Annotated in this window: 25 protein-coding genes; 18 read left to right on the forward strand and 7 right to left on the reverse strand. The window is 62.3% G+C overall.

Translation table 11 applies throughout. The features are described from left to right. Positions 1-136: 136 nt before the first annotated feature. The 9 genes from K7R21_RS08425 (at position 137) to K7R21_RS08465 (ending at position 11,077) form a co-directional block, all read left to right on the forward strand. Positions 137-1,537, forward strand: coding sequence for an aspartate ammonia-lyase (locus tag K7R21_RS08425; RefSeq protein ID WP_224982820.1), 1,401 nt, complete (start codon positions 137-139; stop codon positions 1,535-1,537). Between the two features lie 91 nt (positions 1,538-1,628). Further along, entirely contained in the window at positions 1,629-1,850 is a 222-nt protein-coding gene (locus tag K7R21_RS08430; protein ID WP_224982821.1) for a NifU family protein, read from the forward strand. An 85-nt stretch (positions 1,851-1,935) separates the two neighbouring features. After that, positions 1,936-3,123 carry a phospholipase D-like domain-containing protein gene (locus K7R21_RS08435; protein WP_224982822.1) on the forward strand — a complete coding sequence of 396 codons (1,188 nt, stop codon included), beginning with the start codon at positions 1,936-1,938 and terminating at the stop codon, positions 3,121-3,123. A gap of 66 nt (positions 3,124-3,189) precedes the next feature. Then, positions 3,190-5,535 (forward strand): endonuclease MutS2, encoded by a 2,346-nt coding sequence (locus K7R21_RS08440; RefSeq protein WP_224982823.1) that lies wholly within the window; start codon positions 3,190-3,192, stop codon positions 5,533-5,535. 32 nt (positions 5,536-5,567) lie between these two features. Beyond that, on the forward strand, positions 5,568-6,491 hold the full coding sequence (locus K7R21_RS08445; RefSeq protein ID WP_224982824.1) for a dihydrofolate reductase: 924 nt from the start codon (positions 5,568-5,570) through the stop codon (positions 6,489-6,491). A 95-nt stretch (positions 6,492-6,586) separates the two neighbouring features. After that, complete coding sequence (recO, locus tag K7R21_RS08450) at positions 6,587-7,225, forward strand: DNA repair protein RecO (protein ID WP_224982825.1); 639 nt, start codon at positions 6,587-6,589, stop codon at positions 7,223-7,225. Positions 7,226-7,387: 162 nt separating this feature from the next. After that, positions 7,388-8,737 (forward strand): replicative DNA helicase, encoded by a 1,350-nt coding sequence (gene dnaB, locus K7R21_RS08455; RefSeq protein ID WP_224982826.1) that lies wholly within the window; start codon positions 7,388-7,390, stop codon positions 8,735-8,737. Between the two features lie 122 nt (positions 8,738-8,859). Beyond that, positions 8,860-10,143, forward strand: coding sequence for an enoyl ACP reductase FabMG family protein (locus K7R21_RS08460; protein WP_224982827.1), 1,284 nt, complete (start codon positions 8,860-8,862; stop codon positions 10,141-10,143). A 223-nt stretch (positions 10,144-10,366) separates the two neighbouring features. Continuing rightward, positions 10,367-11,077 (forward strand): response regulator, encoded by a 711-nt coding sequence (locus K7R21_RS08465; RefSeq protein ID WP_224982828.1) that lies wholly within the window; start codon positions 10,367-10,369, stop codon positions 11,075-11,077. On the opposite strand, the gene K7R21_RS08470 is transcribed toward K7R21_RS08465, so the two are convergent. The 6 genes from K7R21_RS08470 to ybaK all read right to left on the reverse strand — a co-directional run bounded on the left by K7R21_RS08470 (position 11,061) and on the right by ybaK (position 16,802). Further along, complete coding sequence (locus K7R21_RS08470; protein WP_224982829.1) at positions 11,061-11,624, reverse strand: hydrolase; 564 nt, start codon at positions 11,622-11,624, stop codon at positions 11,061-11,063. The genes K7R21_RS08465 and K7R21_RS08470 overlap by 17 nt on opposite strands. Positions 11,625-11,681: 57 nt before the next feature. After that, on the reverse strand, positions 11,682-13,118 hold the full coding sequence (locus tag K7R21_RS08475) for a sigma-54-dependent transcriptional regulator (protein WP_224982830.1): 1,437 nt from the start codon (positions 13,116-13,118) through the stop codon (positions 11,682-11,684). A gap of 167 nt (positions 13,119-13,285) precedes the next feature. After that, positions 13,286-14,371 (reverse strand): two-component system sensor histidine kinase NtrB, encoded by a 1,086-nt coding sequence (locus tag K7R21_RS08480; RefSeq protein WP_224982831.1) that lies wholly within the window; start codon positions 14,369-14,371, stop codon positions 13,286-13,288. Then, entirely contained in the window at positions 14,364-15,329 is a 966-nt protein-coding gene (gene dusB, locus K7R21_RS08485; RefSeq protein ID WP_224982832.1) for a tRNA dihydrouridine synthase DusB, read from the reverse strand. The genes K7R21_RS08480 and dusB overlap by 8 nt, the downstream gene beginning before the upstream one ends. Positions 15,330-15,477: 148 nt before the next feature. Then, positions 15,478-16,317: an SIR2 family NAD-dependent protein deacylase gene (locus K7R21_RS08490; protein ID WP_224982833.1), complete on the reverse strand. Its 840-nt coding sequence runs from the start codon at positions 16,315-16,317 to the stop codon at positions 15,478-15,480. A 2-nt stretch (positions 16,318-16,319) separates the two neighbouring features. Next, on the reverse strand, positions 16,320-16,802 hold the full coding sequence (gene ybaK, locus K7R21_RS08495; RefSeq protein WP_224982834.1) for a Cys-tRNA(Pro) deacylase: 483 nt from the start codon (positions 16,800-16,802) through the stop codon (positions 16,320-16,322). 127 nt (positions 16,803-16,929) lie between these two features. Between ybaK and K7R21_RS08500 the strand changes: the two genes are divergently transcribed. The 9 genes from K7R21_RS08500 (at position 16,930) to K7R21_RS08540 (ending at position 24,736) form a co-directional block, all read left to right on the forward strand. Further along, positions 16,930-17,340, forward strand: coding sequence for a response regulator (locus tag K7R21_RS08500; protein WP_224982835.1), 411 nt, complete (start codon positions 16,930-16,932; stop codon positions 17,338-17,340). Positions 17,341-17,342: 2 nt separating this feature from the next. Next, the gene (locus K7R21_RS08505) at positions 17,343-17,852 is read left to right on the forward strand and encodes a YkgJ family cysteine cluster protein (protein ID WP_224982836.1); all 510 of its coding nucleotides are present in this window, start codon (positions 17,343-17,345) and stop codon (positions 17,850-17,852) included. A gap of 131 nt (positions 17,853-17,983) precedes the next feature. Further along, positions 17,984-18,241, forward strand: a complete 258-nt coding sequence (locus K7R21_RS08510) for a TIGR03905 family TSCPD domain-containing protein (RefSeq protein ID WP_216801565.1) — start codon at positions 17,984-17,986, stop codon at positions 18,239-18,241. Between the two features lie 11 nt (positions 18,242-18,252). Then, a complete protein-coding gene (locus K7R21_RS08515; RefSeq protein WP_224982837.1) occupies positions 18,253-18,471 on the forward strand; it encodes a hypothetical protein in 219 nt (72 codons plus the stop codon). Positions 18,472-18,669: 198 nt separating this feature from the next. Continuing rightward, entirely contained in the window at positions 18,670-19,440 is a 771-nt protein-coding gene (locus K7R21_RS08520) for an enoyl-ACP reductase FabI (RefSeq protein WP_224982838.1), read from the forward strand. A 42-nt stretch (positions 19,441-19,482) separates the two neighbouring features. Next, the gene (gene hflX / locus K7R21_RS08525; protein ID WP_224983427.1) at positions 19,483-21,156 is read left to right on the forward strand and encodes a GTPase HflX; all 1,674 of its coding nucleotides are present in this window, start codon (positions 19,483-19,485) and stop codon (positions 21,154-21,156) included. A 41-nt stretch (positions 21,157-21,197) separates the two neighbouring features. Further along, positions 21,198-21,815, forward strand: coding sequence for a trimeric intracellular cation channel family protein (locus K7R21_RS08530; protein ID WP_224982839.1), 618 nt, complete (start codon positions 21,198-21,200; stop codon positions 21,813-21,815). A gap of 3 nt (positions 21,816-21,818) precedes the next feature. Beyond that, a complete protein-coding gene (locus K7R21_RS08535) occupies positions 21,819-22,289 on the forward strand; it encodes an NUDIX domain-containing protein (protein WP_224982840.1) in 471 nt (156 codons plus the stop codon). A gap of 269 nt (positions 22,290-22,558) precedes the next feature. Continuing rightward, entirely contained in the window at positions 22,559-24,736 is a 2,178-nt protein-coding gene (locus tag K7R21_RS08540; RefSeq protein ID WP_224982841.1) for a HAMP domain-containing methyl-accepting chemotaxis protein, read from the forward strand. 55 nt (positions 24,737-24,791) lie between these two features. On the opposite strand, the gene rtcA is transcribed toward K7R21_RS08540, so the two are convergent. Continuing rightward, positions 24,792-25,832: an RNA 3'-terminal phosphate cyclase gene (gene rtcA, locus K7R21_RS08545; protein WP_224982842.1), complete on the reverse strand. Its 1,041-nt coding sequence runs from the start codon at positions 25,830-25,832 to the stop codon at positions 24,792-24,794. Positions 25,833-25,838 lie beyond the last annotated feature (6 nt).

Consider the following 25,838-nt stretch of genomic DNA (forward strand, 5'->3'; position numbering starts at 1 on the left):
CCATGCTGAGACTGAGACTCCGCCTGATTCTCCACGCTTTTTCTTAGAGAGAAAGCGAGAGAAACGAGTGACGGCACTAAGCCAGTGCAGGAGTCTTGAGCGACAGCATGCCCAAATCGTTTTCGAGGAGCTAGTCATGGCACACCGGTTGGAAAAAGACACCATGGGGACGGTCGAGGTCCCCGAAGGCGCCTACTACGGCGCCCAGACGCAGCGCGCAGTCAACAACTTCCCCATCTCAGGGCTTAAGCCGCACCAGGCGCTGGTGCGCTCCACAATCCGCATCAAAAAATGCGCGGCCATCGCCAACATGACCACGCACCGTCTGCCCAAGGAATTGGGCGAGGCCATCGTCAAGGCCGCCGACGAAGTGCTCGCCGGGCAGTTCGCCGACCAGTTCGTAGTCGACCCGTTCCAGGCCGGTGCGGGCACCTCGCACAACATGAACGTGAACGAGGTGCTGGCCAACCGCGCCAACGAGATCCTGGGCGGCACCGTCGGCGAGTACGCCCGGGTCAACGCCAATGACCACGTCAACATGGCGCAGTCCACCAACGACGTATTCCCGACGGCAATGCGTCTGGCGGCACTGGAACTTGCGCAAGAGCTCGATAACGAGTTGCGCGACCTCTCCGATGCGCTGGCGCGCAAGGGAATCGAGTTCGACCACATCCTTAAATCGGGGCGCACCCACCTGCAGGACGCGGTGCCGATCCGCCTGGGGCAGGAGTTTTCGGCCTGGTCCATCGCTATCGCCAACAACCGCTCCGGCATCGAGCGCACCTTCACCGGGCTGCGCGAACTTGGTATCGGGGGCACCGCGGTAGGGACCGGGTTGAACGCGGAGCAGGCCTTCATCGACCTGGTCGTCGAGGCGCTCGCTCGCGAAACCGGGCAGGAACTGACCCGGGGCGAAAGCCTCGTCGAGCGGATGCAGAACATGGATCCCTTCGTTGCCCTTTCCTCCAGCGTAAAAGGGGCAGCGGTCAACCTGATCAAGCTAGCCAATGACCTGCGCCTGCTCTCCTCCGGCCCCCGCACCGGTTTGGGCGAGATCAACCTCCCCGCCATGCAGCCGGGCTCGTCCATCATGCCGGGCAAGGTGAACCCGGTGCTCCCGGAGGTAACCAACATGGTCTGCTTCCAGGTCATGGGGTGCGACCTGACCGTTGCACTGGCGGCCCAGGCCGGGCAGTTGGAACTGAACGTGATGATGCCGGTCATTGCCTTCAACCTGCTCTTCGCCATGGAGATCCTGAAGAACTGCCTGCACCAGCTGACATCCCTCTGCATTACCGGAATCACCGCCAACGAGGAGCGCTGCCGCAACTTCCTCGACCAGTCTGTGGGACTCGCCACGGTGCTGGCGCCCAGCATTGGCTACGCCGCCGCAGCCGAGGTCGCCAAGGAGTCGGCCAAGAGCGGCAAGAGCATCCGTGAGGTGATCCTGGAGCGGGCCATCCTCACCGAGGAGGAGTTGGAAGAGGTGCTGGCGCCCTACCCGCTCACCACCCCTGGCGTACACGGCAAGGATTAACCGGCGGACGGAGTGTCGGCGGGCTTTGCAATTATTGTAAAAATCCTATAGACTCATACCTGTTCCAAACCAAAGATCACTGGAGGAGTACATGACTGAAGAAGTAAAAGCGATACTGGAAAACATCAGGCCGGCGCTTCAGGCGGACGGCGGCGATGTTGAACTCGTAGAAGTGACCGACGACGGTGTCGTCAAGGTGCGTCTGGTAGGGGCATGCGGCCACTGCCCGATGTCCACCATGACCCTCAAGATGGGGATCGAAAGGACCATCAAGGACAAGATCCCCGGCATCAAGGAAGTGGTTTCTGTGTAACGGGTACCCCCTCATTCGTAACACCCGAAGCGCGGAAGTAACCGATTGACGTTATTTCCGCGCTTTTCGCTTTTGGGTTCGGCTTATGACCAGCGTGCGGCGAAAAAGAAAGCAGTTGCTGTTTCAGACGGCAAAGTTCTTCGATTTTTTCAGGAGGAACACTGAGGCCGCCACGTTCATGGGCAACCGCGCCACGCTGTACCGCTACGGCTCCGAATTCTTCGCTGCACTTCTGGAGGCCCTGCCCGAGGCTCAGGAAAGCATCTGCCTGGAGTTCTACACCATCGCCGACGACGAGACCGGTCGCATGGTAGCCGACGCCCTCATCGCCGCCGCCTCACGCGGGGTACGGGTTTACGTGCTCTACGATTACATCGGCTGTTTCGACACCCCTGCCGCGTACTTCAAGAGGCTCGCCAAGGGAGGCGTCAACTGCGCCCCCTTCAACCCGCCCCCCTTCCGCAAAGGGATCGCCTGGTTCGACAAGCGTGATCACCGCAAGATCGTCATCATCGACGGCTGGCGTATATTCACCGGCGGCATGAACATCGCCGACGTCTACTCCGGCTTCGGCAAGAAGAAGACCAAGTGGCGCGACGTGGGACTGCGTATCGAAGGCGAGGCAGGGCTTGAGTTGCTGCGCCTGTTCCGCGAGACCTGGGCCGAGGAGTTCGGCGTGCCTCCGGTGGGAACCGATCCAGCTCCGCTGCCAGAACTTGACGGCGATGCGAAAGTCATGGTAGTGAACGGCGGACCGCACCAAAAGCGGAGCTTCATCAGGAGCGCCTTTCGGGTCGCCATCGCCGGCGCCTCGGAAAGCGTCACCATCGCCAGCCCCTACTTCATACCGGGCCCGCGGGTGATCCGCTCTATGCTGCGGGCGGCAGGGCGCGGGGTACGGGTGAGGTTGCTGCTCCCTTACAAGAGTGACGTCCCGCTGGTGCGCCTAGTGAGCCGGACCTACTACGGTCAGCTCTTGAAAAACGGCATTGAGATCCACGAGATGGACCGTGCCGTACTGCACGCCAAGGTTCTCATCATCGACGGCGACTGGACCATGGTCGGCTCCGCCAACATGGACCTCAGGAGCTTCCACCGCAACTACGAACTGAACGTGGTGGTAGACAGCCACGATTTCGGCGCACAGGTCGCCGACATGCTGGAGGCCGATTTCGCCGGCACCCGGCGCATCGTGCTGCACGAGCACGAAAAACGCGGCTGGCCGGTGCGCTTCCTGGAGCGCCTGTTCAGCCCGGTCGCCTGGTTTTTGTAAAACGAAAAGGTTCGCCAAAATCCTTCCCCTTGGCCTTTGCCTGTTTCTTCCCCCGGAGTTAGCTACATGATCGACAAGGACACCCTGAAGCGGCTGGAATTCGACAAGATCCTGGAAACCGCCGCTACCTTCGCCCACTGCGAGGCTTCCCACGAGGGAGCCCTTGCCATAGCACCGCTGCAAAGCCGTCAGGAGATGGAACTACGCCTGGGGCTCGTCGACGAGATACGCAAGCTGACTCGGCTCGGCATCGCGCTGAAGCTCGCCCCCTTCGAGGACATCACGCCACAGGTAAAGGCGGTCCGTCCCAAGGGCGCGGTCATTGCCCCCATTGCCCTCCAGCGCTTCATCCCTACCCTGCGCGTCATGGCAGCGGTGGCGTCACAGCTCTCCTTCCGCAGCGACGTACCGCTGCTACTCGCCGAGGCGGGCTGCATCACCGGATTCCCGGACCTTTTGAACCCGCTCGAGCACACGGTGAACGAGGAGGGCGAAATACTCGACACCGCCTCACGGCTTCTGGCTGACATCCGTGGTAGAAAGAAGGGGCTCACCGCGCGCATCAAGAAGAGGCTGGAGGAGATCGTGCGGGAGCGGCACACCGCTATCTTTCTGCAGGACGATTTCATCACCCAGAGGTCGGGGCGCTGGGTAATCCCCGTGCGCATGGACTCCAAGGGGATGGTCCCCGGGGTGGTGCACGATGTCTCCAACTCCGGCGAGACCGCGTTCATGGAGCCGCTGGAGATCATCGGTCTCGCTAACGAGCTGGAGAACCTGGTGGCCGACGAGCGCGCCGAGGAAATCCGCATCGTACGGCAGATCTGCGACTGGATCAGGGAGGACGCCGAGGCGATCCAGCAGCAGTTCGAGGCGCTGGTGGACCTGGACATCCGCAACTGCATCGCCACCCTGAGTGATCGCCTCAAGAGCGAGACGCCGGTCATCGCCGACACACCGACCATACTGCTCAAGGCAGCGCGCCACCCGATCCTCACCCTGATGGGCAAGGACGTGGTCCCGCTGGACCTGGAACTTGCCGCGGAGAACCGGGTCATGGTGGTCACTGGCCCCAACACCGGGGGCAAGACCATCGCCATCAAGAATGCGGGGCTTCTCTCGGTCATGGCACTGTGCGGCATGCCGGTCCCCGCCCTCTCTGGCACCATCCTGCCGAAGGTCGAGAGCATCTTGGTGGACATCGGCGACGAGCAGTCCATCGAGGAGAGCCTGTCCACCTTTTCGGCCCATATCTCCAAGATTTCCAGCATCATCGAGCACGCCGACCGGGGCGCGCTGGTGCTCCTCGACGAACTCGGTACCGGCACCGAACCGGGCCAGGGGGCGGCCATCGCGTGCGCCGTCCTTAAGGAGCTGCAAAACAAGGGGGCGCTGGTGGTCGCCACCACGCACCTCACCGAGATCATCGGCTTCGTGCAGCGCGAAGCCGGCATGGTGAACGCGGCCATGGCCTTCGACCGTCAGAAGCTGGCCCCCTTGTACCGGCTGGTGGTGGGCGAGCCGGGCGAATCGCACGCCCTCGAGATCGCAAGCCGCTACGGGCTGCCCGATCGGGTGGTGAGCTTCGCCCGGAGCATGATCGGCACCATGGAGGCCGACTTCCACGCCTTGCTGCGCGACTTGAAGGAGAAACGCGAGCAGTTGGACCGCACGCTCACCGAACTTGCCGAGCGCGAAGAGACGCTGGTACGCGCCGAGCGCAACCTGGTGGACCGCCGCGATGAAGCGGCAGCCCTGGTGCGCGATGCCCGTGAGAAGGGACTCCTGGAGGCGCAGCAGATCATCGCCAAAGCGCGCCGCGAGGTGGCAACCATGCTCGACGAGGCCAAGCGCGAGAAGGCGCGCGAAGCCAAGGAGAAACTGGACCAGGCGGCGCGCGAGGTCGAATCGGCGCTGGACGGACTACATCCCGAAGAGAACGTCGACCCGGACCAGGTGGCCGCTGGCGACGTCCTCTTCGTGAAGCCGCTCAACTGCGACGCCACCATCCTCTCCGTCGATCGGCGCGCCGGCCGGGCCCGGGTGCGCGCCGGCAGCATGGAGCTCGACGTGGCACTCATATCGCTGTTAAAGCCCAAGGGCAAAGAGCCGAAGAAAGTACGTAAGCAGCGCGCCAAGCAGCAGGAAGCGGAGGCCGCCGCCCAGGAGCCAGCAAGCAGCATCAACCTGCTCGGGATGCGAGTGGAAGAAGCCATCGGCGCGCTGGAGCCGTTCCTGAACCACGCCTCCCTGGAGCGGATGTCGGAGGTGCGTGTGGTGCACGGCAAGGGGACCGGCGCCCTGATGAAAGGGGTGCGCAGCTACCTTACCGGGCATCCGCTGGTGGCTGAGTTCCGCACCGGCGAGCGTTTCGAAGGAGGCGACGGTGTTACGGTGGTGACACTGCGCTAGTTGAATTGCATCACAGTGACCGCGGAGGCCTTATGATCATATCCATCATAGCTGCCATGTCTGACAACAGGGTGATAGGCGCGCACGGGAAGCTCCCTTGGGACATTCCCGCTGATTTAGCTCGTTTCCGAAGCCTCACGATGGGACATGCGGTGTTGATGGGGAGAAAGACCTTCGAGTCGATCGGCCACCCGCTGGACGGGCGCAAGAATATCGTGCTCAGTAAGAGCATGGGAAGGACCGACGGCATCATCGTCGCCCGCACTCTCCAGGAAGGGATCGCGGCCGCCGAGGGGGGCGAGGAGCTTTTCATCTGCGGAGGCGAGGAGGTCTTCCGGGAGGCGCTCCCCCTTTGCCAGAGGATTTACCTCACCGTGGTGCACGGCCGCTACGAGGGGGACGTCCATTTCCCGCAGCCACCCTGCACGTTCACCGAGATGCACCGGGAGGAATTCCTGGAAGGGTCCCCCCCCACCAGCTACGTGGTGCTGGAGAAGGTTGATCAGATCCAGCCGGGGAGCGACGTGTTCGAGCTCAGGGAGAAAGGGGTGGAGGCATTGAACCGCCAGCTCTACTTCCTGGCCCGCTGCTGTTTTGGACAGGCGCAGGCACTGGAGGATGATCCGGAAACCGCCTCCGACCTTGCCTTCAGCCAGGCTAAAAGCGGCGGCGACCTGGGCGAGGCCCTGAAGCTTGCGGAGAAGGCCTTCCGGGACGATCCCGGCAACCTGCGCATCCGGCTGAACCTGGGGCGCATCCAGATCATAACCGGCGAAAAGGGGAAAGGGCTCGACACGCTGCGCAAAGGGGTGCAACTGGGCGGCGGACAGGAGTTCTACACTGAACTAGCCAAGTGCGGCACCAGGGGTACACCGCCCATCAAGTCGCTGCCGCGAAGCCACCCGCTGAACCGGTATTTGGGACTGCTGATGAATAGGTTGAACATACGGGGGTAATCCCCCCTCCCAACCTCCCCCCTCCAGGGGGAGGAGTGTGTGTCGAAGTTATCACCCATTGACTCGCCACCTGCCGCAATGCTACTTTTCACCGCATGAAAAACGCTGAAGTTGAAGGGATAGTGCTGCGCCTCACCGACTTCGGGGAGGCGGACCGCATCGTCACCCTGTTTACCCTGGAACAGGGGAAACTACAGGGGGTGGCGCGCGGCGCCAAGCGGAGCAAGAAACGCTTCGCCGGCGCCCTGGAACCTTTCGCGCACCTTAAGCTTCAGCTACACCTCGGCACCGGCCTCGCCACGCTGTCCAACACTGACATCATCGACATCTTCCCCGGCATCCGCGCCGACCTCGCCCGGATCGGCTGCGCCGCCTACGCCTGCGAACTGGTGGAACGGCTCACCCCCGAGGACGAGCCGAGCCCCCGCCTGTTCCGCCTCCTGTACTGTTACCTGGAACGCCTCAACAACGCACCTGCCTCCCCCTCCGATCGCCGCTTCTTCGCCGTCAACCTTTTGAAGATCCTTGGCTATCAGCCGGAGCTGCAGGTGCGCGGTGTTTCCGAGGAAACCGCTGCTCTGCTCGCCCGCGCCATGCAGACGGGACGCTTCGGTGCCGTGGTCTTTCCGGACGCGCTCCTGCGCGAGGCTGACCTCCTCCTGAATCCCGCCATCGACCTCCACCTGGACCGGGAACTGAAGTCGTTGGCCTTTCTTAAGGAGTGCGGTGTGTAGCTGCAGCCAACAGGCCGGAAGCCCCCGGCACTGCAGCAACTTTCTTTTGCAAACCGTCAATTTTGTTGACCCCGGCGCCGGTAACAGGTACTATTCCTCGCTTCAGCCAAACCCGTACGTGCGGCCGCGCCTAGGCGCAGCTTTTTGTTTTTGAGGAACTGCATGAACCAAGCGGACATGAGAAAACTGCCGCCACAGAGCATCGAAGCGGAGATGTCGATCCTGGGAGGGATCCTGGTCGACAACGAGGCGATCAACCGCGTGCTCGAGGTCCTTTCACCGGAGGAAATGTACCGGGAAAGCCACAGAAAGATCATGCGAGCCATGATCGAGTTGAACGAGCGCGGCGAGCCCTGCGACCTGATCACCATGACCACCATCCTGCGCAAGAAGGGTGAGCTGGAGGAGGTCGGTGGCGGCGCCTACCTGGCCACCCTCGTCGACTTCGTTCCCATGGCGGCCAACATCTCCTACTACTGCAAGATCGTGAAGGAGAAGTACATCACCAGGAAGCTCATCTCCGCCGCCACCGACATCGTCAGTAACGGTTTCGAGGACAAGGTTGAGGTCGAGGAGCTGCTCGACTCCGCGCAGAAGGTCATCTTCGAGATCTCTGAGAACAAGCTGCGCCCCTCCTACTACAAGGTCAGCGACATCCTCAAGGACACCATCAAGAACATCGAGCTCCTCTACGAGAAGAAGGAGCTGGTGACCGGTGTCCCAACGGGGTACATCGACCTCGACAAGCTCACCGCCGGTTTTCATGCCGGCGACCTGGTCATCATCGCGGGACGTCCGGCGATGGGTAAGACCACCTTCGCGCTCAACGTGGCCCAGTACGCGGCGGTGGACTCGGAGAAGAAGTTCCCGGCTGCCATCTTCTCGCTGGAAATGCCCAAGGAGCAGTTGGTGGAGAGGCTTCTGTGCTCCGCCTCCCGTGTCGACCTTACCCGCCTTCGCTCCGGCCATCTGCAGGAAAACGACTGGCCCAAGCTGATCAAGGGCGCGGGGCTTTTGCACAACTCCAAGATCTTCATCGATGACACCCCGTCAATCACCGTGATGGAGCTGCGTTCCAAGGCAAGGCGGCTCAAGGCCGAGCACGACATCGGCATCATCGTCATCGACTACCTCCAGCTCATGCGCGGCGGCGCCAACAGTGAATCCCGCCAGCAGGAGATCTCGGAGATCTCGCGCTCGCTGAAAGCGCTGGCGAAGGAACTGTCCATCCCGGTGATCGCCCTGTCGCAGTTGAATCGAAGCTTGGAGCAAAGAACCGACAAGCGCCCGATGATGAGCGACTTGCGCGAATCCGGGGCAATCGAGCAGGACGCCGACATCATCATGTTCGTCTACCGCGGCGAGGTGTACGACAAGGAGAACGAGGACCTCAAGGGGAAGGCGGAGGTCATCATCGGCAAGCACAGAAGTGGTCCCATCGGCACCGTCGACCTCGCCTTCAGAGGCGAGTTCACCCGGTTCGAGAATCTCAGCAACAAGGATGGATATTAGATGCACCATTCGTGACCGGCACGGGGAGCTGGGTGAATGATTATTCACCCCTACAGGTGTCACGCGCGGGTCCACCTCCCCCCTCCTGGGGGAGAAGCAAACCAACACAGAAAGGAACGTAGATGAGCAGATACCATGCAATGACGGAAGTGCCGGCTACCGCCGGTTATAAGGAAGGGGACGTACTGTTTCTCTGCGGCGAGCTGTTCGGCCGCGGCTACGCCAACGGCATCGTGGACGAGGCCAGGGCCAAGGGCATGACCATCTTCGGCGCCACCGTAGGAAGGCGCGATGCCGACGGCACCTTGCGCCCGCTCAACGAGGAAGAGCTCGCCACCGCCGAGGCGGGGCTGGGCGGCAAGATCATCAACATCCCGCTGGAGGCCGGTTTCGACATGGAACCAGGCAAGGATGGCGTCGCCCCGGTGGACCGCTTCAAGGGTGTCAAGCCTGATGACTGGGCTTCGGTCAAGCTGGACGCGGCGGAAGTCGAGTACTCCAAGCAGCGCGGCACCGAGCGTTTCTGCAAAAACCTCGCGGCCGTAGTCGCAGAACTGGAGAAGATGATCCCGGCGGGGAGCAAGCTGCTCGTGGTGCACACCATGGCCGGCGGCATCCCGCGCGCCCGCGTCTTCATGCCGATCCTGAACAAGCTCTTCAAGGGACAAGGCGACCGCTTCCTCTCCTCCGAAGCCTTCTGGGGCTCCGACATGGGCAAGCTGTGCGAGGCGAGCTTCAACGAGGTCACCGCCGACACCTTGCGCTACCTGATCGATGCCACCGCCGGCCTCAGGGACAAGCACGAAACCCACTATGCCGCCTACGGCTACCACGGCACCGCCGTGCTGATCGACGGCGCCATCACCTGGCAGTCCTATACCCCCTACCTGCAGGGGTGGGCCAAGATCCGCCTGGAAGACATCGCCATCGAGGCGTGGGGCAAGGGAATCAAAGCGACCGTGTACAACTGCCCGGAGATCCTCACCAACTCGAGCGCGCTCTTCCTGGGCGTCGAGAACTCCCTCTACCCCCTCATGGCCACGCTGCGCGCAGAGGGTGTGCAGTCGGTAGTCGACGAATGCCAGGCGCTGCTGCGCGAAGGAGTAACCATTGACGATCTGCTGAAGATCGCCAACACCTATCTCACCTCCGATCTGGTTACCAGCACCCGCGACTTCGACAGCTGGCCGCAGCACAACAAGCCGGAGCAACAGGAGTACATGCTGAACACCTCGGCGGAGTTGATCAGCATGAACGCGGATCAGAAGGACATCGTTTGCGCGGTACTCTCACGCGCCGTGTTCCAGGGGGTAGGCAGCCTCATGTTCAACAGTTCCTGGAACCCGCAGGCGCCGGTGTTCTGGCTGAACCATGACGTGATAGCGAAGACGCTGGCAAAAGGGTAATAGGCAATAGTAAAGGGGCGAACGTGTTTCGCCCTTTTTTTAAAAAGGCAAATCCCCTCTGTCTCCCCTTCGCAAAGGGGAGGACGTGGGGGACGGGCGGTGCTTCGGTAGCACATTTACGGCTGGGAATGCTGGACCCGAGGCGTTTCGGGAAACGGATTCGGTGACGTGAAGCTTTCTTTGAACTTAAACTCTTGAACACACCGAAGAAGTAGGAGTACGCGTGGCACACAAGGTCCTGCTGGTAGATGACGTGAGTATGTTCCTGGAACTGGAGAAGGACTTTCTCTCCCTGTCCGCGGTCGATATCTTTACCGCCCGCAACGGCGAGGAAGCACTGCGCATCTGCCGGGAACAGCACCCGGACCTGGTGGTCATGGACCTGCACATGCCGGTCATGGACGGCGCCGACTGCTGCCGCGCCATAAAAAAAGACCCCCAACTCTCCAGCCCGGTGATTCTCGCCGTTTCTGAAGGGAAGGAGGCCGATCGTCAGCTCTGCCTGGCGGCAGGCTGCGACGACATTGTCTTTAAACCGCTCGACCGCGTGATTTTTCTCGAGGCGGCCCGCAAGCTCCTGCCCGCCGTGGACCGGCGCGACCGGAGGGGAAGTTGCCGCTTCAACGTGAAGTTCCGGGCCTTCGGCCTCACCGTCTCGGGCTTTAGTGTCAACTTAAGCCAAAACGGCCTCTACCTCGCGACAGACGTCGACCTGAGTGAAGGGACCGAACTGGAACTGCTCTTCGCGCTCCCCGAACCGTCAGGCGCCATCATCCAGACCAAGGGACGCATCGCCTGGCTCAACACCAGCAAGGTCCGCAGGAAGAGCGCGCTGCCCGAGGGCTTCGGCATCCAGTTCACCGGGATCTCCGACGAGGACCGCGAGCGGATCGACCGCTACGTCAGCACCCTTTCCCCTACCTCACGAGCTTAGAGAGCTTCTTGAACTCCTCGGTGCCTGCGACGCGCAGCAGTTGGAACAGCGCCGACTCCGTCGAGGTCATCACCGCGCCGGCCTGCGTCATGGTCTGCAGCGCGATATCCCAGTTGTGCTTCTTGCGGCTCATCACCGCGTCGACCACCAGGTGCACCACGTAGCCGCGCGACAGGAGTTCCAGCGCGGTCTGCAACACGCAGACGTGGGTCTCCATCCCGGTCAGGATCACCTGGCGCCTGCCGTTTTTCTCCAACGTCTCCAGGAAACCTTCCCCGCCACAGCAGCTGAAGGTCATCTTCTCCAGGCTCGGTGTGCACAGCTTCTCTTTCAAGGCGGGCACCGTCTCGCCGAGCCCCTTGACGTACTGCTCGGTGGCGAGCGCCGGGATCCCCAGTTCGGCCGCCGCATCGAGCAGGATGGAGATGTTGTTGGTCAGCTTCCCCAGCACCTTCTCGTCCATGGCGCGGCAAAGCTTGTCCTGCACGTCGACCACCACCAGTTGCGCACTATCTTTGTCCAGAAAAAACCTTTCCAGCAGGGTCATGGGAGCCTCCTAAAAGCAGGTTGAAGTTAAGGTTGGGACTGAGAAAACCAGTTACTCTTACTCCTTGCGGAGTTCGATCCCCAGCTCGGTGATCTTCTTCCGCAAGGTGTTGCGGTTGATGCCCAGGATATCGGCGGCGCGGACCTGGTTGCCACGGGTCTTCTCCAGGACGAAGCGGATCAGCGGACGCTCGACCTGCTCCAGTACCATGGCATGCACATCCCCGCTCTCCATCTTCTCCATGTTGGAGAAACTGCCGCGCAGTTTGAGATCGACGATCCCCTCCAGCGACAGTTCTTCCCCCTTCCCTTCGCTCTGGCGGGTCCTGAGGCCGGGGAAATCGGAGGCAACCAGCAGCGGGTCGGGTGACAGGATCACGGCCCGCTTGATGGTGTTCTCCAGCTCACGGATATTGCCGGGCCAGTTGTAGTTGGAAAGGAGCTTTACAGCGTCGGCGGAGGTGCGCTTGAGCGGGACCTCCAGCTCGGAGCAGATCTTGCCCAGGAAATACTGCACCAGGAGCGGAATGTCCTCCTTGCGCTCGCGCAGCGGCACCAACTGGATCGGGATCACGTTGAGCCGGTAGTAGAGGTCCTCCCGGAACTGCTTGTTGCGGACAGACTCCTCCAGGTCCTGGTTGGTCGCGGCCACCACCCTGACGTCCACCTGGATACTCTGGTTGCCGCCGGTCCGGGTGATCTCGCGCTCCTGCAGCACCCTCAAAATCTTGGCCTGCAGGTCGATGGGCATGTCGCCGATTTCGTCCAGGAAGATGGTGCCGCCGTTGGCCTGCTCGAACTTGCCCAGTTTCCTCTCGGTGGCACCGGTGAAGGCCCCCTTCTCGAAACCGAACAGTTCGCTCTCCAGGAGCTCCTTGGGGATGGCCGCGCAGTTGAGCGGGATGAACGGTTTACCCAGGCGCTTGGAGTTGTAGTGGATGGCGCGGGCGATCAGCTCCTTGCCGGTGCCCGACTCGCCCTGCACCAGGACCGTGACGTCCGAAGGCGCCACCTTGCCGATGGTCTTGTAGACCTCGCGCATCGCGGGGGAGTTGCCGATGATGGTCTTCTCGAGCTGGTAGCGGTCGGCCAGTTCCTCTTTGAGGAGCGACACCTGCGAGGTCATCTCGCGCGCCCGGCTCACCTTCTCCACCACCGCGTCGATGACGCCCAGGTCGAAGGGCTTGGTCAGGTAGTCGTAGGCGCCGCGCTTCATCGCCTCGACGGCGTTCTTCATGCTCGCCTCGGCGGTCATGATCACCACCATCAGGTCGGCGCGCTCCTCCTTGACCCGATCCAGGAGTTCCAGTCCCGTGACGCCAGGCATCTTGATGTCCAAAAGCGCCAGGTCGTAGACGTTTTCCTTGATGAGCTTGAGCGCCTCGTTGCCGTCCTTGGCGAGTTCGACGTTGAATCCTTTTTTCTTGAGGGCCTTGGACAGGACCCAGCGCATGCTCTCTTCGTCATCCGCCACGAGTATGTTGTTGATTGACATAAATGCTCCTAAAAAAACCGTTCAATGGTCAATGTTCAACGTTCGATGCGGTCATCCGCCCTTGGACTCTACGCCTTGACGTGCGACGCTGCAGGTCAGGCCAGGATGACGGCGCCACGGAAGCGGCGCGATCGAACCTTGAACGTAGAACGTTGAACAGCTGTAAGTTATTGCACCAGCGGCAGCATGACGGTGAAGACGGTGCCGCGGGAGGGATTGGAATCGACGCGGATCATGCCGCGGTGCTCGGACACGATCTTCTGGCAGATGGCCAGCCCCAGTCCCGTGCCCTGGGACTTGGTGGTGAAAAACGGGGTGAACATGTTCTCCAGCACGTCCTCGGGAATGCCGGGACCGTTGTCGGAGATGTCGATGGCGACCATGCGGGCACGCCGCTCTCCCTTTTGCGTCAATGCGTAGTCGGCAAGTACCCGGCTGGTCACCTTGACCACGCCGCCGGTACCGACGGCCTCCATGGCATTCTTGATCAGGTTCAGGAACAGCTGGGTCAAGAGCGCCTCGTCGGCGAGTATAGGGGGGATGCTGGGGTCGAAATACTGCTGCAGGTAGACTTCCTTCCCCTCGCAGGCGTTTTTCTGCAAGAGGACGATGTCGGAGAGAACCCGGTGCAGGTTTACCTTGCCGAGTTTCAGGCGCCCCGGCGAGGCGAGCCCCAGGAGCTCCTCGACGATGACGTTGACCCGCTGCACTTCCTTCAGCATGACCCGCACGTATTCCCTTAAGTCTTCGTTGTCCGGAAACTCCATCTCCAGGAGCTGGGCCGCCCCCTTGATGCCGCCAAGGGGGTTCTTGATCTCGTGGGCGAGGCCGGCGGCGAGCGCTCCCAGCGAGGAGAGGCGGTCGGCCTGACGCACGGCGCTCTCGAGCTCGCGCACGTTGGTGAGGTCGCGCAGCAGCACGATGGTGCCGATCCGCTCGCCGCTCGAGCTCAAAAGTGGCGAGGTGCTGGTCCCCACCGGGGTGATACGACTCCCCCTCTTGAGCACGATGTTTTCGTGGTCGGAAACGGACATGCCGGTGCTGACAGTCTTGGCCACCAACTCGTTCAGGGCGTGATCGTCCTTGAAGATCTCGCTGAAAAGATGCCCCAATGCCTGGCGCCTGGACACGCCGGCCAGTTCCTCGGCAGCCGGGTTCACCAGCGTCACGGCCCCGGTGTTGTCCAGTACGATGACACCGTCACCCACGCTGTCGACCACGTTTGCGTAATAATTCTCCAGGCGGTCAGCCATTAAAGAACTCCTCCATCGCCCCGACCAGCTCGGCAGTATGTTCGATCCGGTTCACCGCGGCGCGAAACTGCGCGGCTCCCGGAAGCCCCTTGGAGTACCAGGCAAGATGCTTGCGCATCTCCATCAGGGCCACTCTGCCCCCCTCTAACTCGGTGAAGAGCTCGAAGTGCCTGCGGGCGACCGCAAGCCGTTCCGCCACCGTCGGCGGTGCCGGGGTCTCACCGGCCAAAAGGGCAAGCGCCTCCCGGAATAGCCAGGGGTTGCCCATCGCGCCGCGGGCAACCATCACCGCGTCGCAGCCGGTTTCCCGGAACATGCGGACCACGTCGTCCGCGCTGAAGAGGTCGCCGCTGCCGATCACCGGGATCTTCAGCGCGCTCTTCAGTTCAGCCAGTTTGGACCAGTTCGCCTTCCCCTCGAACATCTGGGCACGGCTCCTGGGGTGCAGCGTGATGGCGTCGCACCCTTCCTCCTGCGCGATGCGTCCCACCTCGAGAAAGGTGTCGTCGCCGCAGACCCAGCCGGTGCGGATCTTCACGGTAAAGGGGAGCGAGGTCGCCTTGCGCACGCAGCGGATGATGCGGCCGACCTTGGCCGGGTCCTTCATCAGCGCGCTGCCGGCGCCGGTGCCGACCACCTTCTTCACCGGGCAGCCCATGTTGATATCGATGAGCTCACCGTATCCCTCAACCAGTCGGGCCGCTTCGGCCAGCATCTCCGGTTCGTCCCCGAAAAGCTGCATGCCGATGGGACGGTCCTCGGGAGTGGTCTTCAACAGATCGAAACTCTTGCGCCCCTCCCTGGTCAGGCCGTTAACGCTCACCATCTCGGTGAAGGTAAGCGAGGCCCCGCCCTCGCGGGCGATGATGCGCATGGGAAGGTTGGTGATGCCGGCCATGGGGGCCAGAAATACCCGATTCTTCAAGGTAAGGGAGCCGATGGCCACCGTGTTTTGCATATGTGATGACTTCCTTATCTGCCTAAAAAATGTGCATACTAACAGCCAAGAATTTAAAACGCAAGGGTTTTTTGTGGACGGCGTATACGGAAAACGGGGGAAATTTATAGGGAAATTGGAACGGGGTAAGGGGATAATCCCCCAAAGCTCACAGCAACCGCAGCGCCTGTTCGATGCCGGAAAGGCCCTCCAGCGCGCCGCAGGTAAGGGAGAGGTGTGGCGACCGGATCTGCGGTTCACGGGGGTTGATGCGGATGACGCGCGCGCCGGAAAGCGAGCCGATACGCTCGCTGGCGGCGCGGACGGTGGGAATGGCTGTCCCGGCGCCCATCTCCACGACCACGATGCTCCGGCCGGACTGGCGCGACAGGAACTGCCGGAAGCGCTCCTGCTGCCTCGCGGTACGCTCGCCGATCCAGGCGTAGTCCCCGAACATTAGGATGTTGGGACGGGCCGCCCTGCCGCAGCGGGGACAAAGCGGAACGTGGTCGGCGCGCATGGTCCCCTCGTCAATCTGGAACTGTTCGCGGTTGTCCCAGATCCGCTCGCAGCAGGGGCCGGTGCACTGCAGGTGGTGGATGGAGCCGTGGAATTCGAGGACGCCCTGGTCCGGGAACCCCGCCTTCTGGAACTGCCCGTCCACGTTGGAAGTGGCGACGAACAGGTCGAGGCAAAAGCGGGCAGCCCAGTCGAGCAGGAGCGCGAAGCCGGGATGGGGGACAGTGGCGCGGTACAGGTTGGTGCGGTGGCCGTAGAAGCCCCAGCCGAAGGCAGGGTCGTGTTCGAAGTGTTCGGGGTTCGCGGCATCGACGAAGCTGATGCCCAGACGCTGGTACAGGGGATAGGCGCGCCAGAAGCCGGTGTCTCCGCGGAAGTCGGGGAGACCGGAGTCGACCCCCATGCCGGCGCCCGCGGTCACCACCAGTGCCTGCGCACCGGCAAGCGCCTCGGCCGCAGCCTTGAACACCGGGGCACGGTCGACCGCCACGTCTAGATCCCCACCTTGACCGGGACCGGCTGCAGCACCCGCTGCAGCTCGGAAGGAGCCATGGATACCAGGAAGCCGCGACTGCCGCCGTTGATGTAGATGAGCGGCAGGTCGAGGATGCTCTCTTCGACGTAGACCGGCATCTGCTTCTTGGTGCCGAAGGGGGAGGTACCACCGACCATGTAGCCGGAGTGCCGGTTGGCGGTATCGGGGGTGCAGGGGGCGACGCTTTTGACGCCGATGGCCCGCGCCAGTTCCTTGGTGGAAACCTGGAGGTCACCGTGCATCAGCACCACGAGCGGCGCTCGGGCCTCGTCCTCCATGATCAGGGTCTTGATGACGCTATGCTCGTCAACGCCCAACTCGCGTGCGGAGACGGCGGTACCGCCCTTTTCCTCGTATTGGTAGGGATGCTCGCCGAAGGTGACCCCCGCTTGCCGCAGTACCCGGATGGCAGCCGTGACCGGCGATTTCACCTTGGCCATTGCAGTTCTCCTTGAACACATTTGATTTCGCTAGTAAAAAAGTCACTTGCCAGGCACGGACATACCGGCTATAGATTAATAGCACGTCTTCAGCAGCTTAACAACCGTGTAACTAGGGTAACTTGTTATGGGAAATGAGAACCAACGACCGGCCAAAGTTCTGGTGATGGACGATGACGAGATGGTCCGGTTTGTAGCCGGCGAAACCTTGAAGCGCTACGGCTTCGAGGTCGAGTTCGCCAATGACGGCGCGCAGGCCGTCGACATCTACCGCGAGCGCCACGAAGCGGGCAACGGCTTCGCCGCCGTGATCCTGGACCTGAACATCCCGGGAGGCATGGGAGGGCAGGAAGCAATGAAGCGCCTGCTCGAGATAGATCCCGCCGCCAAGGGATACGTGTCCAGCGGCCGCACCGACGATCCCGTCATGATGAACTACGAGAGCTTCGGCTTCAGCGGCACCATCGAGAAGCCGTACTTCTACCTGAACAAGCAACTCATGGAAGATTTCAGCAAGACCCTGCGCGGCACCGAGTAAGCATGACCGGATTGGAAAACTATTGGGCCCTCCTGGCACGCGTCGACGAAATCTGCCGGCGCACATCGGAAGCATTCAGCACGCACATCACCTGCCATGCCGGCTGCGATGCCTGCTGCCGCCACCTCTCTATCTTCTCCGTGGAAGCCGCTGCGCTCAGAAACGCACTCAAGGAGCTCCCGCCCGAGCAGGCCGAACTGGTCCGCTCCAAGGCCCGGGAGGCGCGCGAAGACTCTCCTTGTCCGCTGCTCCACGACGGCCTGTGCCTGCTCTACCAGGCCCGCCCCATCATCTGCCGCACCCACGGGCTGCCGCTTCTGCTGTTGCGCGAGGGGGAAAAGACAGTCGACTTCTGCCCGGAGAATTTCCAGGGGCTCCCGAGCATCCCCGGCAGCGCCGTCCTCGACCTGGAGCGGCTGAACATGATGCTGGCCACCATCAACGCACTGTACCTGCAGTCCTTCCCGGGGCCCGAGCGGCTCACAATTGCCCAGGCGCTTCTCGCCGATTGACTTTTCCATCGACTTCAGGATATATGGCCCGATGCGAAAAATTAGCGTCGCCGCCGTCGCACGTAAAGCGGACGATGGCGCGGTGGATTTGGGCGCATATACTTTACTGCTGGAAAAGGAGAGGCAACACGATGAAGGTAAGCTACAACACATCCGGGAGCTGCGCCTCCCGCATCGAGATAGAAATCGAGGACGGCGTCATCGTCGCCACCAAGTTCGTGGACGGCTGTGCCGGCAACACCCAGGCTGTGGCAGCCCTGGTACGCGGCATGGAGGTCAGCGAAGCGATCAGGCGCCTGAAGGGAATCGCCTGCCAGGGTGACACCTCCTGCCCGGACCAGCTGGCCAGGGCCCTGGAGCAGTCACAATGCAGCACCAGACCTTCCTAGACGGAGGCATTATGGAAATCTTCGGTGGCTTCATGATGATGATGAGCATCATCGGCTTCTTCCTGGTCGTGATCTGGTTCATCCTTCCCTTCGTGATCTTCAACATCAAGGGGCGGGTGGACCGTTCCGCGGCAATGCTCGAGGAGATGGACCAGCGCTTGAAACATATCGAGCGCCTCCTGCAGGAACGAGACGTCGAGGAGCCTCGCCCGCTCGACCCGCCGCTGTAGCCAACCGACTGCCCCTTTGGTCTCCACATCAAGCCCTCCCTCCGCCCGCGGCGGGGAGGGTTTCCCCCTCCCTCCCCCACCTTAAAAGGCTGTCATATCCCTTGCCAACCCCAGCTTTTTTCATTATCATGTGCCGCTGTGTGTCCGCCGGCAGACTAGAGAAGGTTAATCTGGCGCAGTCGACGGCAAGGAGAGTTCATGGGTTTACTGGAAGGCAAAAAAGCACTTATTTTCGGAGTAGCTAACGATAAAAGCATCGCCTGGGCTACCGCTGAGGCGTTTCACCGCGAAGGGGCTGATGTCGCCCTTGCCTATGCGGGCGAGGCGGTCGCCAAGAGGGTGATGCCGCTGGCGGAAAGCATCGACTGCAAGCTGGTGCTCCCCTGTGATGTGAGAAGTGACGAGGAGATCGCGCGCCTGTTCGCGGACGTGCGCGAGGCGTGGGGAGGACTGGACATCCTGGTGCACTCGGTCGCCTTCGCCAACAAGGAGGAACTGAAGGGCTCCTTCCTGAACACCACCCGCGAGGGGTTCGCGACCGCGCTCGACATCAGCGCCTATTCGCTGATCGCCATGGCACGGGAGGCCGCGCCGCTCATGCAGGGGCGCGACGGCAGCGTGATCGCGATGACCTACTACGGCGCCCAGAAGGTGTTCCCGAGCTACAACGTCATGGGTGTCGCCAAGGCGGCGCTGGAGGCGAGCGTACGCTACCTGGCCGAGGCGATGGGGCCGGAAGGAACCCGGGTCAACGCCATCTCCGCGGGCCCGCTGAGGACGCTGGCTTCCGCCGGCATCGGCGGCTTCGGCCAAATCGCCGGGCACGTCGCTGAAAAAGCGCCGCTTCGGCGCAACATCTCGCAGGAGGAGGTCGGCAACGCCGCCCTCTACCTCGCCAGCCCGCTCGCCAGCGGCGTGACCGGCGAGATCCACTTCGTGGACTGCGGCTACAACACCATCGGACTGTAGCGGAGGCGCGCCATCAAAGGACTGCACGGTAACCTGACAGGGCTGAAATCAAGCCAGGTGAACAGGCTGGAGAGGCTGTATCGCCGCCGGGTCAAACCCACGGAGGTCATTTCGCTGGAACTTGCCCGGGAGCTCGCCGACATCTCGCTGGAGATCCGGCGCCAGATCGGCATCCTGGTGAGCCGGATCGGCGAGATCGCCTACGTGGTGGTGGGGGACGAGCGCGGCATCATGATCCCCGCCCTCGAAGATTACCCGCTGGGCAAGCGGCTTTTGCGCGGCGTGCGCCTGGTGCACACCCACCTGAAAGGCGAGGTGCTCTCCGACGACGACCTGACCGACCTGTCGCTGTTGCGCCTGGACCTGATCGCCGCCCTGCAGCTCACCCAGAACCCGGACCGCTTCTCGATCCAGACTGCCGCGTTGGTCCCCCCCGACGGCGGCCACCTTCCCTACCAGGTAGAGCCCTCGGTTCCCTTCCAGAAGTACGACCTCGAGTTCAAGGGATTCGTGGAAACCCTGGAACAGACCATGGAGCGCGGCCTCAAGGAAGGCAAGATCGTCGCCAGCAGCCAGGAGCGCGGCATCCTGATCTCCGTCACCCAGCGTCCCATGGAGGAGGCGGTCGATTCCATCGAGGAGCTGAAGGAGTTGGCCCGCACCGCCGGCGTCGGCGTCCTCGATACCGTTATCCAGCGCCCCAAGGAGTTCAACCCGCGCTACCTGCTGGGCGAGGGGAAGATCCGCGAGGTGGTGATCAAGGCGCTGCAGTACGGCGCCACCATGCTGGTCTTCGACCAGGAGCTCTCGCCGGCCCAGGTCCGCTCCATATCCGAGCTGACCGAACTGAAGGTTATCGACCGCAGCCAATTGATCCTGGACATCTTCGCGCGGCGCGCCACCACCCTGGATGGCAAGGTGCAGGTGGAACTGGCCCAGCTAAAGTACCTGATGCCCAGGCTCTCCGGGCGCGGCGTGCAGATGTCGCGGCTCATGGGCGGTATCGGCGGGCGCGGTCCCGGCGAGACCAAGCTCGAGATCGACCGGCGCCGTATCAGGGACCGCATCGCGCACCTGGAAAGAGAACTGAAGGAGCTCTCCAACGGCCGCTACCAACGCCGACAGAAGCGCGTCAAGGCGGGCATCCCCATCATCTCCATCGTCGGGTACACCAACGCCGGCAAGTCCACCCTCTTGAACACCATGACCAAGAGCGAGGTGTTCACCGAGGACCTCCTCTTCGCCACGCTGGACACTTCTTCCCGGCGGCTGCGCTTCCCCTTGGACCGCGAGGTGATCATCACCGACACCGTCGGTTTCATCAGGAGCCTCCCCAAGTCACTGCTGGGCGCCTTCAAGGCAACCCTGGAGGAGTTGAAAGACGCCGACCTGCTGTTGCACCTGGTCGACTGCGGCCACCCGCGCCTGGAGGAGCACATCAACCAGGTGAACGACATCCTGGCCGAACTGGAACTATCCCAGAAGCCGACCCTCCTGGTGTTCAACAAGATGGACCTGCTTCCGGACCTGAAGAAGAGCGATCCCCTTGCCTTCATGAAGGTGCGGCAGCTGACCCGCAAGTACGGCGCCATCACCATCAGCGCCTCCGATCGCAAGACCCTCGAACCGCTCATGAAAGAGTTGCAGCACCGTTTCTGGCACGACGTCGAGGATTACCGGGCCCCGGGGGAGAACCACGACGAGTTCGAGGAGTAGTTCGGCTCTCTCCTTCCCGTAGTAGAGGAATCGATCTTTACATGGACCAGCAAGCCATCATCTACGCCCTCGACCTCCTGGGCACCGTCGCCTTCGCCGCCTCGGGAGCGCTCGCCGGCGTACGCCGCGGCATGGACCTCTTGGGCATCATCGTGCTCGGCATCGTCACCGCAACCGGCGGAGGCGTCATCCGCGACGTCCTCTTGAACGACACTCCCCCCTTCTGTTTCAAAAACGAGCTCTACCTCTACCTCGCCGTGGCCGCCTCGGTAGTGGTCTTTCTCACCCCGCGCAGTTTCGAGCGGATGAACCGCGCCATGCTCCTCCTGGACGCCCTGGGATTGGGGACTTTCCTGGTGATCGGGACCTCCAAGGCGCTCCAGTTCAACCTGGGGCTCATGGGCGCCATCATCATGGGGGTAATGACCGCGACCTGCGGCGGGTTGGTGCGCGACCTCCTCTCCAACGAGATCCCGCTCATCCTGCAGCGCGAGATCTACGCCTCGGCCTGCGTGGTCGGAGGAGCCCTCTTCTTCTTTCTGCACCAGACCAGCCTCCCCTCCCAGGTGAACCTCACCGTCTCCGCCGCGACCGTGATCGCCATCCGCTGCACCGCCATCGTCAAGGGGTGGCAGCTGCCGCGCGGCCAGGCCCTCTAACCCATGCCCAAACAGAGTGCGGGGCTCATCATGTACCGCGTCGTCAACGGCGAACCGGAGCTTCTTCTGGTGCACCCGGGCGGGCCGTTCTGGGCCAAGAAGGATCTCGGTGCGTGGTCGATCCCCAAGGGGGAATACCTTCCGGGCGAGGATCCATTCCAGGTGGCCCGGCGCGAGTTCTACGAGGAAACGGGACTGACCCCGGAGGGGGAGTTCCAGGAGCTGGCCGAGATCAGGCAGGCGGGGGGCAAGCGGGTCAAGGCATGGCTCTTTGCCGGCGACTGCGATCCCGCCACCCTTACCAGCAACAGTTTCACCATGGAGTGGCCGCCCCGCTCGGGACGGCAGACAGAGTTTCCCGAGGTGGACCGCGCCTCCTGGTTCACGGTGGCACAGGCCCGAGAAAAAATCCTCCCCAGCCAACTATCGCTGATCGACCAAGTAACCACACTGCTGCGCAAGTCGGACCAGTAAACTCGCACGGACCTCTTCGTTTTTTCCCGCCACACTCCCTCCCTTTTCATCCGGCTCATCTTTCCAGCTAAACTTCAGCACCTTACCTGCCAACAGTAAACAGCCACACTGTTCCCCTACCTTTTTTGACTCTTCTGTACCCTACTTTTTTTATCGTATACATTTAAGTCCATGAATCTACTGGTCGATGGGGTAGAAAGCGTCGCTGCGAAGACAGAGCCGACCACAAGGGCAGGTGCGGCACGACTATGAATGAACCAGGGGGGAAAATGAAGATTCAGGACATGAAGATCGGTACGCGGCTTAGCGTTGGCTTCGGCATCATCCTGTTACTGCTCCTTGTCATCGGTACCATCAGCGTTTTCAGCATGCTCAAGATCGACCAGGGGCTGGAAACCATCGTAAAGAAGGATTACGCCAAGATAAAGCTTGCCAACGAGAGCGCCGACAACGTCACGACCATCGTCTCCAGCATCAAGTCGATGGTCATCGAGTCCGATCCGATGGCCAGGCGCGAGGAAAACAAGAAGATCGAACAAGCCCGGCAGCAGTACAAGGCCGCCATGGAAAAACTCGAAAAACTTGAGAGCACCGAGAAGGGCAAGGCGCTGATCGCCAAGGCCAAGCTCTCGCTCGACAACGCCCGCAAGGCCAACAACCAGGCTATAGAGCTGGCCCTGGCTGGCAACAGCGCCCGGGCCGCGACCTTGTTCGAAAAGGAGGCTGAGCCGCTGTGCGCTGCGATCGACTCGGCATTCAGGGATCTGGTGCAGTACCAGGAGCAGGGTATCGAAGAGCGCTACGATAATGCCGCCGCACTCTCCGCGCGCTCCCGCATCATCGCCATCACCCTGGCGCTGTTCGCCATAGCCATTGGCGCGGCCATCGGCTTCGTCATCACCCGCAGCATCAGTCGCCCAGTGGGCGCACTGTCCGCCTGCGCCGACAAGCTCGCGCTCGGGGACGTCGAGGTGGAAATCGACACCGAGGGCAAAGACGAGATCGCCCTTTTGGCACGCTCCTTCAAGAACATGGCGGACAACATCAAGGAGGCCTCGCTTGCGGCCGAGCGCGTCGCCCACGGTGACCTCTCGGTGCAGGTCACCCCGAAATCGGAGCGGGACCTGATGGGCAACAACCTCTCCACCATGATCGCCACCATCGGCACGCTGAGCCAGGAGATGAACGAATTGATCAAGGCGATCCGGGAGGGCAAGCTCAGCGTACGCGGCGATGCGGCAGCGTTCCAGGGGGCCTGGGGTGAGCTCCTTACCGGGCAGAACCGGCTGATCGAGGCGTTCGTGCAGCCGATCGACGTCACCTCGCGCCACCTCGCCCGTATCTCCAAGGGGGACATCCCCGCCAAGATCACCGACACCTACTACGGCGATTTCAACGACATCATCAACAGCCTCAACCTGCTGATCGACGCCAACAACGACGCCACCAATCTCGCCAAGGAAATCGCGGAGGGGAACCTGCTCCTCGAGGTGAAGCAGCGCTCGGAAAACGACGGGCTTATGCAGGCGCTGTCAGCCATGGTGCGCAACCTGACCCGCGTGGTCTCCGACGTCAAGATCGCCGCCGACAACGTCACATCCGGGAGCCAGGCGCTCAGTTCCACCTCCGAGGAAATGTCCCAAGGGGCGAGCGAACAGGCAGCCTCGGCGGAAGAGGCGAGCTCGTCCATGGAGCAGATGACCTCCAACATCAGGCAGAACGCGGACAACTCGATGCAGACGGAAAAGATCGCGGTTAAGTCGGCGACCGACGCCAGCGAAAGCGGCCAGGCGGTGGCGAGAACGGTGGCGGCCATGAAAGAGATTGCCTCCAAGACCTCGATCATCGAGGAGATCGCGCGCCAGACCAACCTCTTGGCCCTGAACGCAGCCATAGAGGCGGCGCGGGCGGGGGAGCACGGCAAGGGATTCGCCGTGGTGGCCTCAGAGGTGAGAAAGCTCGCCGAACGGAGCCAACGGGCAGCCGGAGAGATCGGCGATCTTTCCCTCACCTCTGTCGAGGTGGCGGAGCACGCCGGAGCCCTGCTGGAGATGCTGGTCCCCGACATCCACAAGACGGCGGAACTGGTGCAGGAGATTTCAGCCGCCTGCAAGGAACAGGACACCGGCGCCGAGCAGATCAACCGCGCCATCCAGCAGCTGGACCAGGTGATCCAGCAAAACGCCAGCGCGTCCGAGGAGATGGCCTCCACGGCCGAAGAACTCGCCTCCCAGGCCGAGCAGCTGCAGGGCACCATCGCGTTCTTCAAGGTCGGCGCATCAGCCGTTGAACAGAGACGGCCCAGCAAGCCGGCGGCGGCGACGCAAAAGCGGGGGCAGCAGAAGCTGACCCGTTCCGGAAGCGTATTGCCGGGGCTGACCGGAGTCGAACTGAACATGGTGGCCAACGAGGAGAGCCTGCTGCAGGCGGGATTCGAGAGGTACTAGCAGACCATCTACAGCGTGACGAGAAAGGCGGCCCAACGCGGCCGCCTTTTCTTTGTCACGAAGTCGGGGTGATGGCCACCGCGCCGGGTCCCCCTTCCCTCCCTTCCACGCGGCAGGAAAGCTTCAGGAAGTAGCCCGTCACCAGAAGGTTGATGGCAAGGTGGCTGGTGATGCGCGAGGTGCGAAAGAGCGAGGCCCCCGTGCCACGGGCGAGGTAGAGCACTAGCTGGTCGGCGAGGTGGGGGTCGACCGCTTCGCCGCTTTCATGGTGCTCGAGAAACTCGCTGGCCGCCTCGGCCCCGACCGTTTCCGCGGGCTTGCCCCGCTCCCCCAGGGCGGTGAACCCGGCCACGGCGTGCTCGTACTCTGCCTTGATGAAGATGAAGGTCCCCTGCCCGAAGATGGTCAACTCCCGCGTTTCTATGTCCATGGGCAGACCGCGCTCCAGCTTACCCTTGAGGCCGGTGAGGGCTGACTGGATCTGCCGCTCGGCGATGGTCCTCGGGAGGTTGCCGACGGCAGAGACGATGCGCAGTCGGGTGAGCTTCCCCCTCTCCCGGGGGAGGTACGGGGCCAGCACTTCGGCTGGTTCCACCGTGCACTCCACGCGCCCTCCCCCCTTGGGGTAGAAGCCGAAGGAGCGGGCGGTGGTTTCGCCGCGCACCCCGAGCCGTGCGATGCTGGGCCAGAAGATTTCCTCGAAGTAGTTCCAGGAAGGGCTGAAAGGGACGTGGGTGCTGCCAATGACGGTGACCCTGCTTGCCTTGCGGGCGGCAAGCAGGGGGGGAATCACGGTCTGGAGCACGAGCGTTGCGGAACCGGCGGTGCCGATGTCGAAGCTGTACTCTCCGGCGGTGATGCGATCGGGTAGGAAGCTCAATTCCGGTGAGCCGAGCCGGTCGCCGGCCACGTTGGCCGAGGAGATGCGCGCCGCAGCCTGCACCGCCATCAGGTGCTGGCGCATCAGGCCCGATTTGGAACGGTTCTTCCTGATGTTGTAAATGTGGAAGCCTTCGCCGGTAAGGCAGGACAGGCTCAAGGCGCTGCGCAGCACCTGCCCTCCCCCTTCCCCTACGCTGCCGTCAATCTCGATCATGGCTGT

The organism is Geomonas agri (assembly GCF_020179605.1).
GTDB lineage: Bacteria > Desulfobacterota > Desulfuromonadia > Geobacterales > Geobacteraceae > Geomonas > Geomonas agri.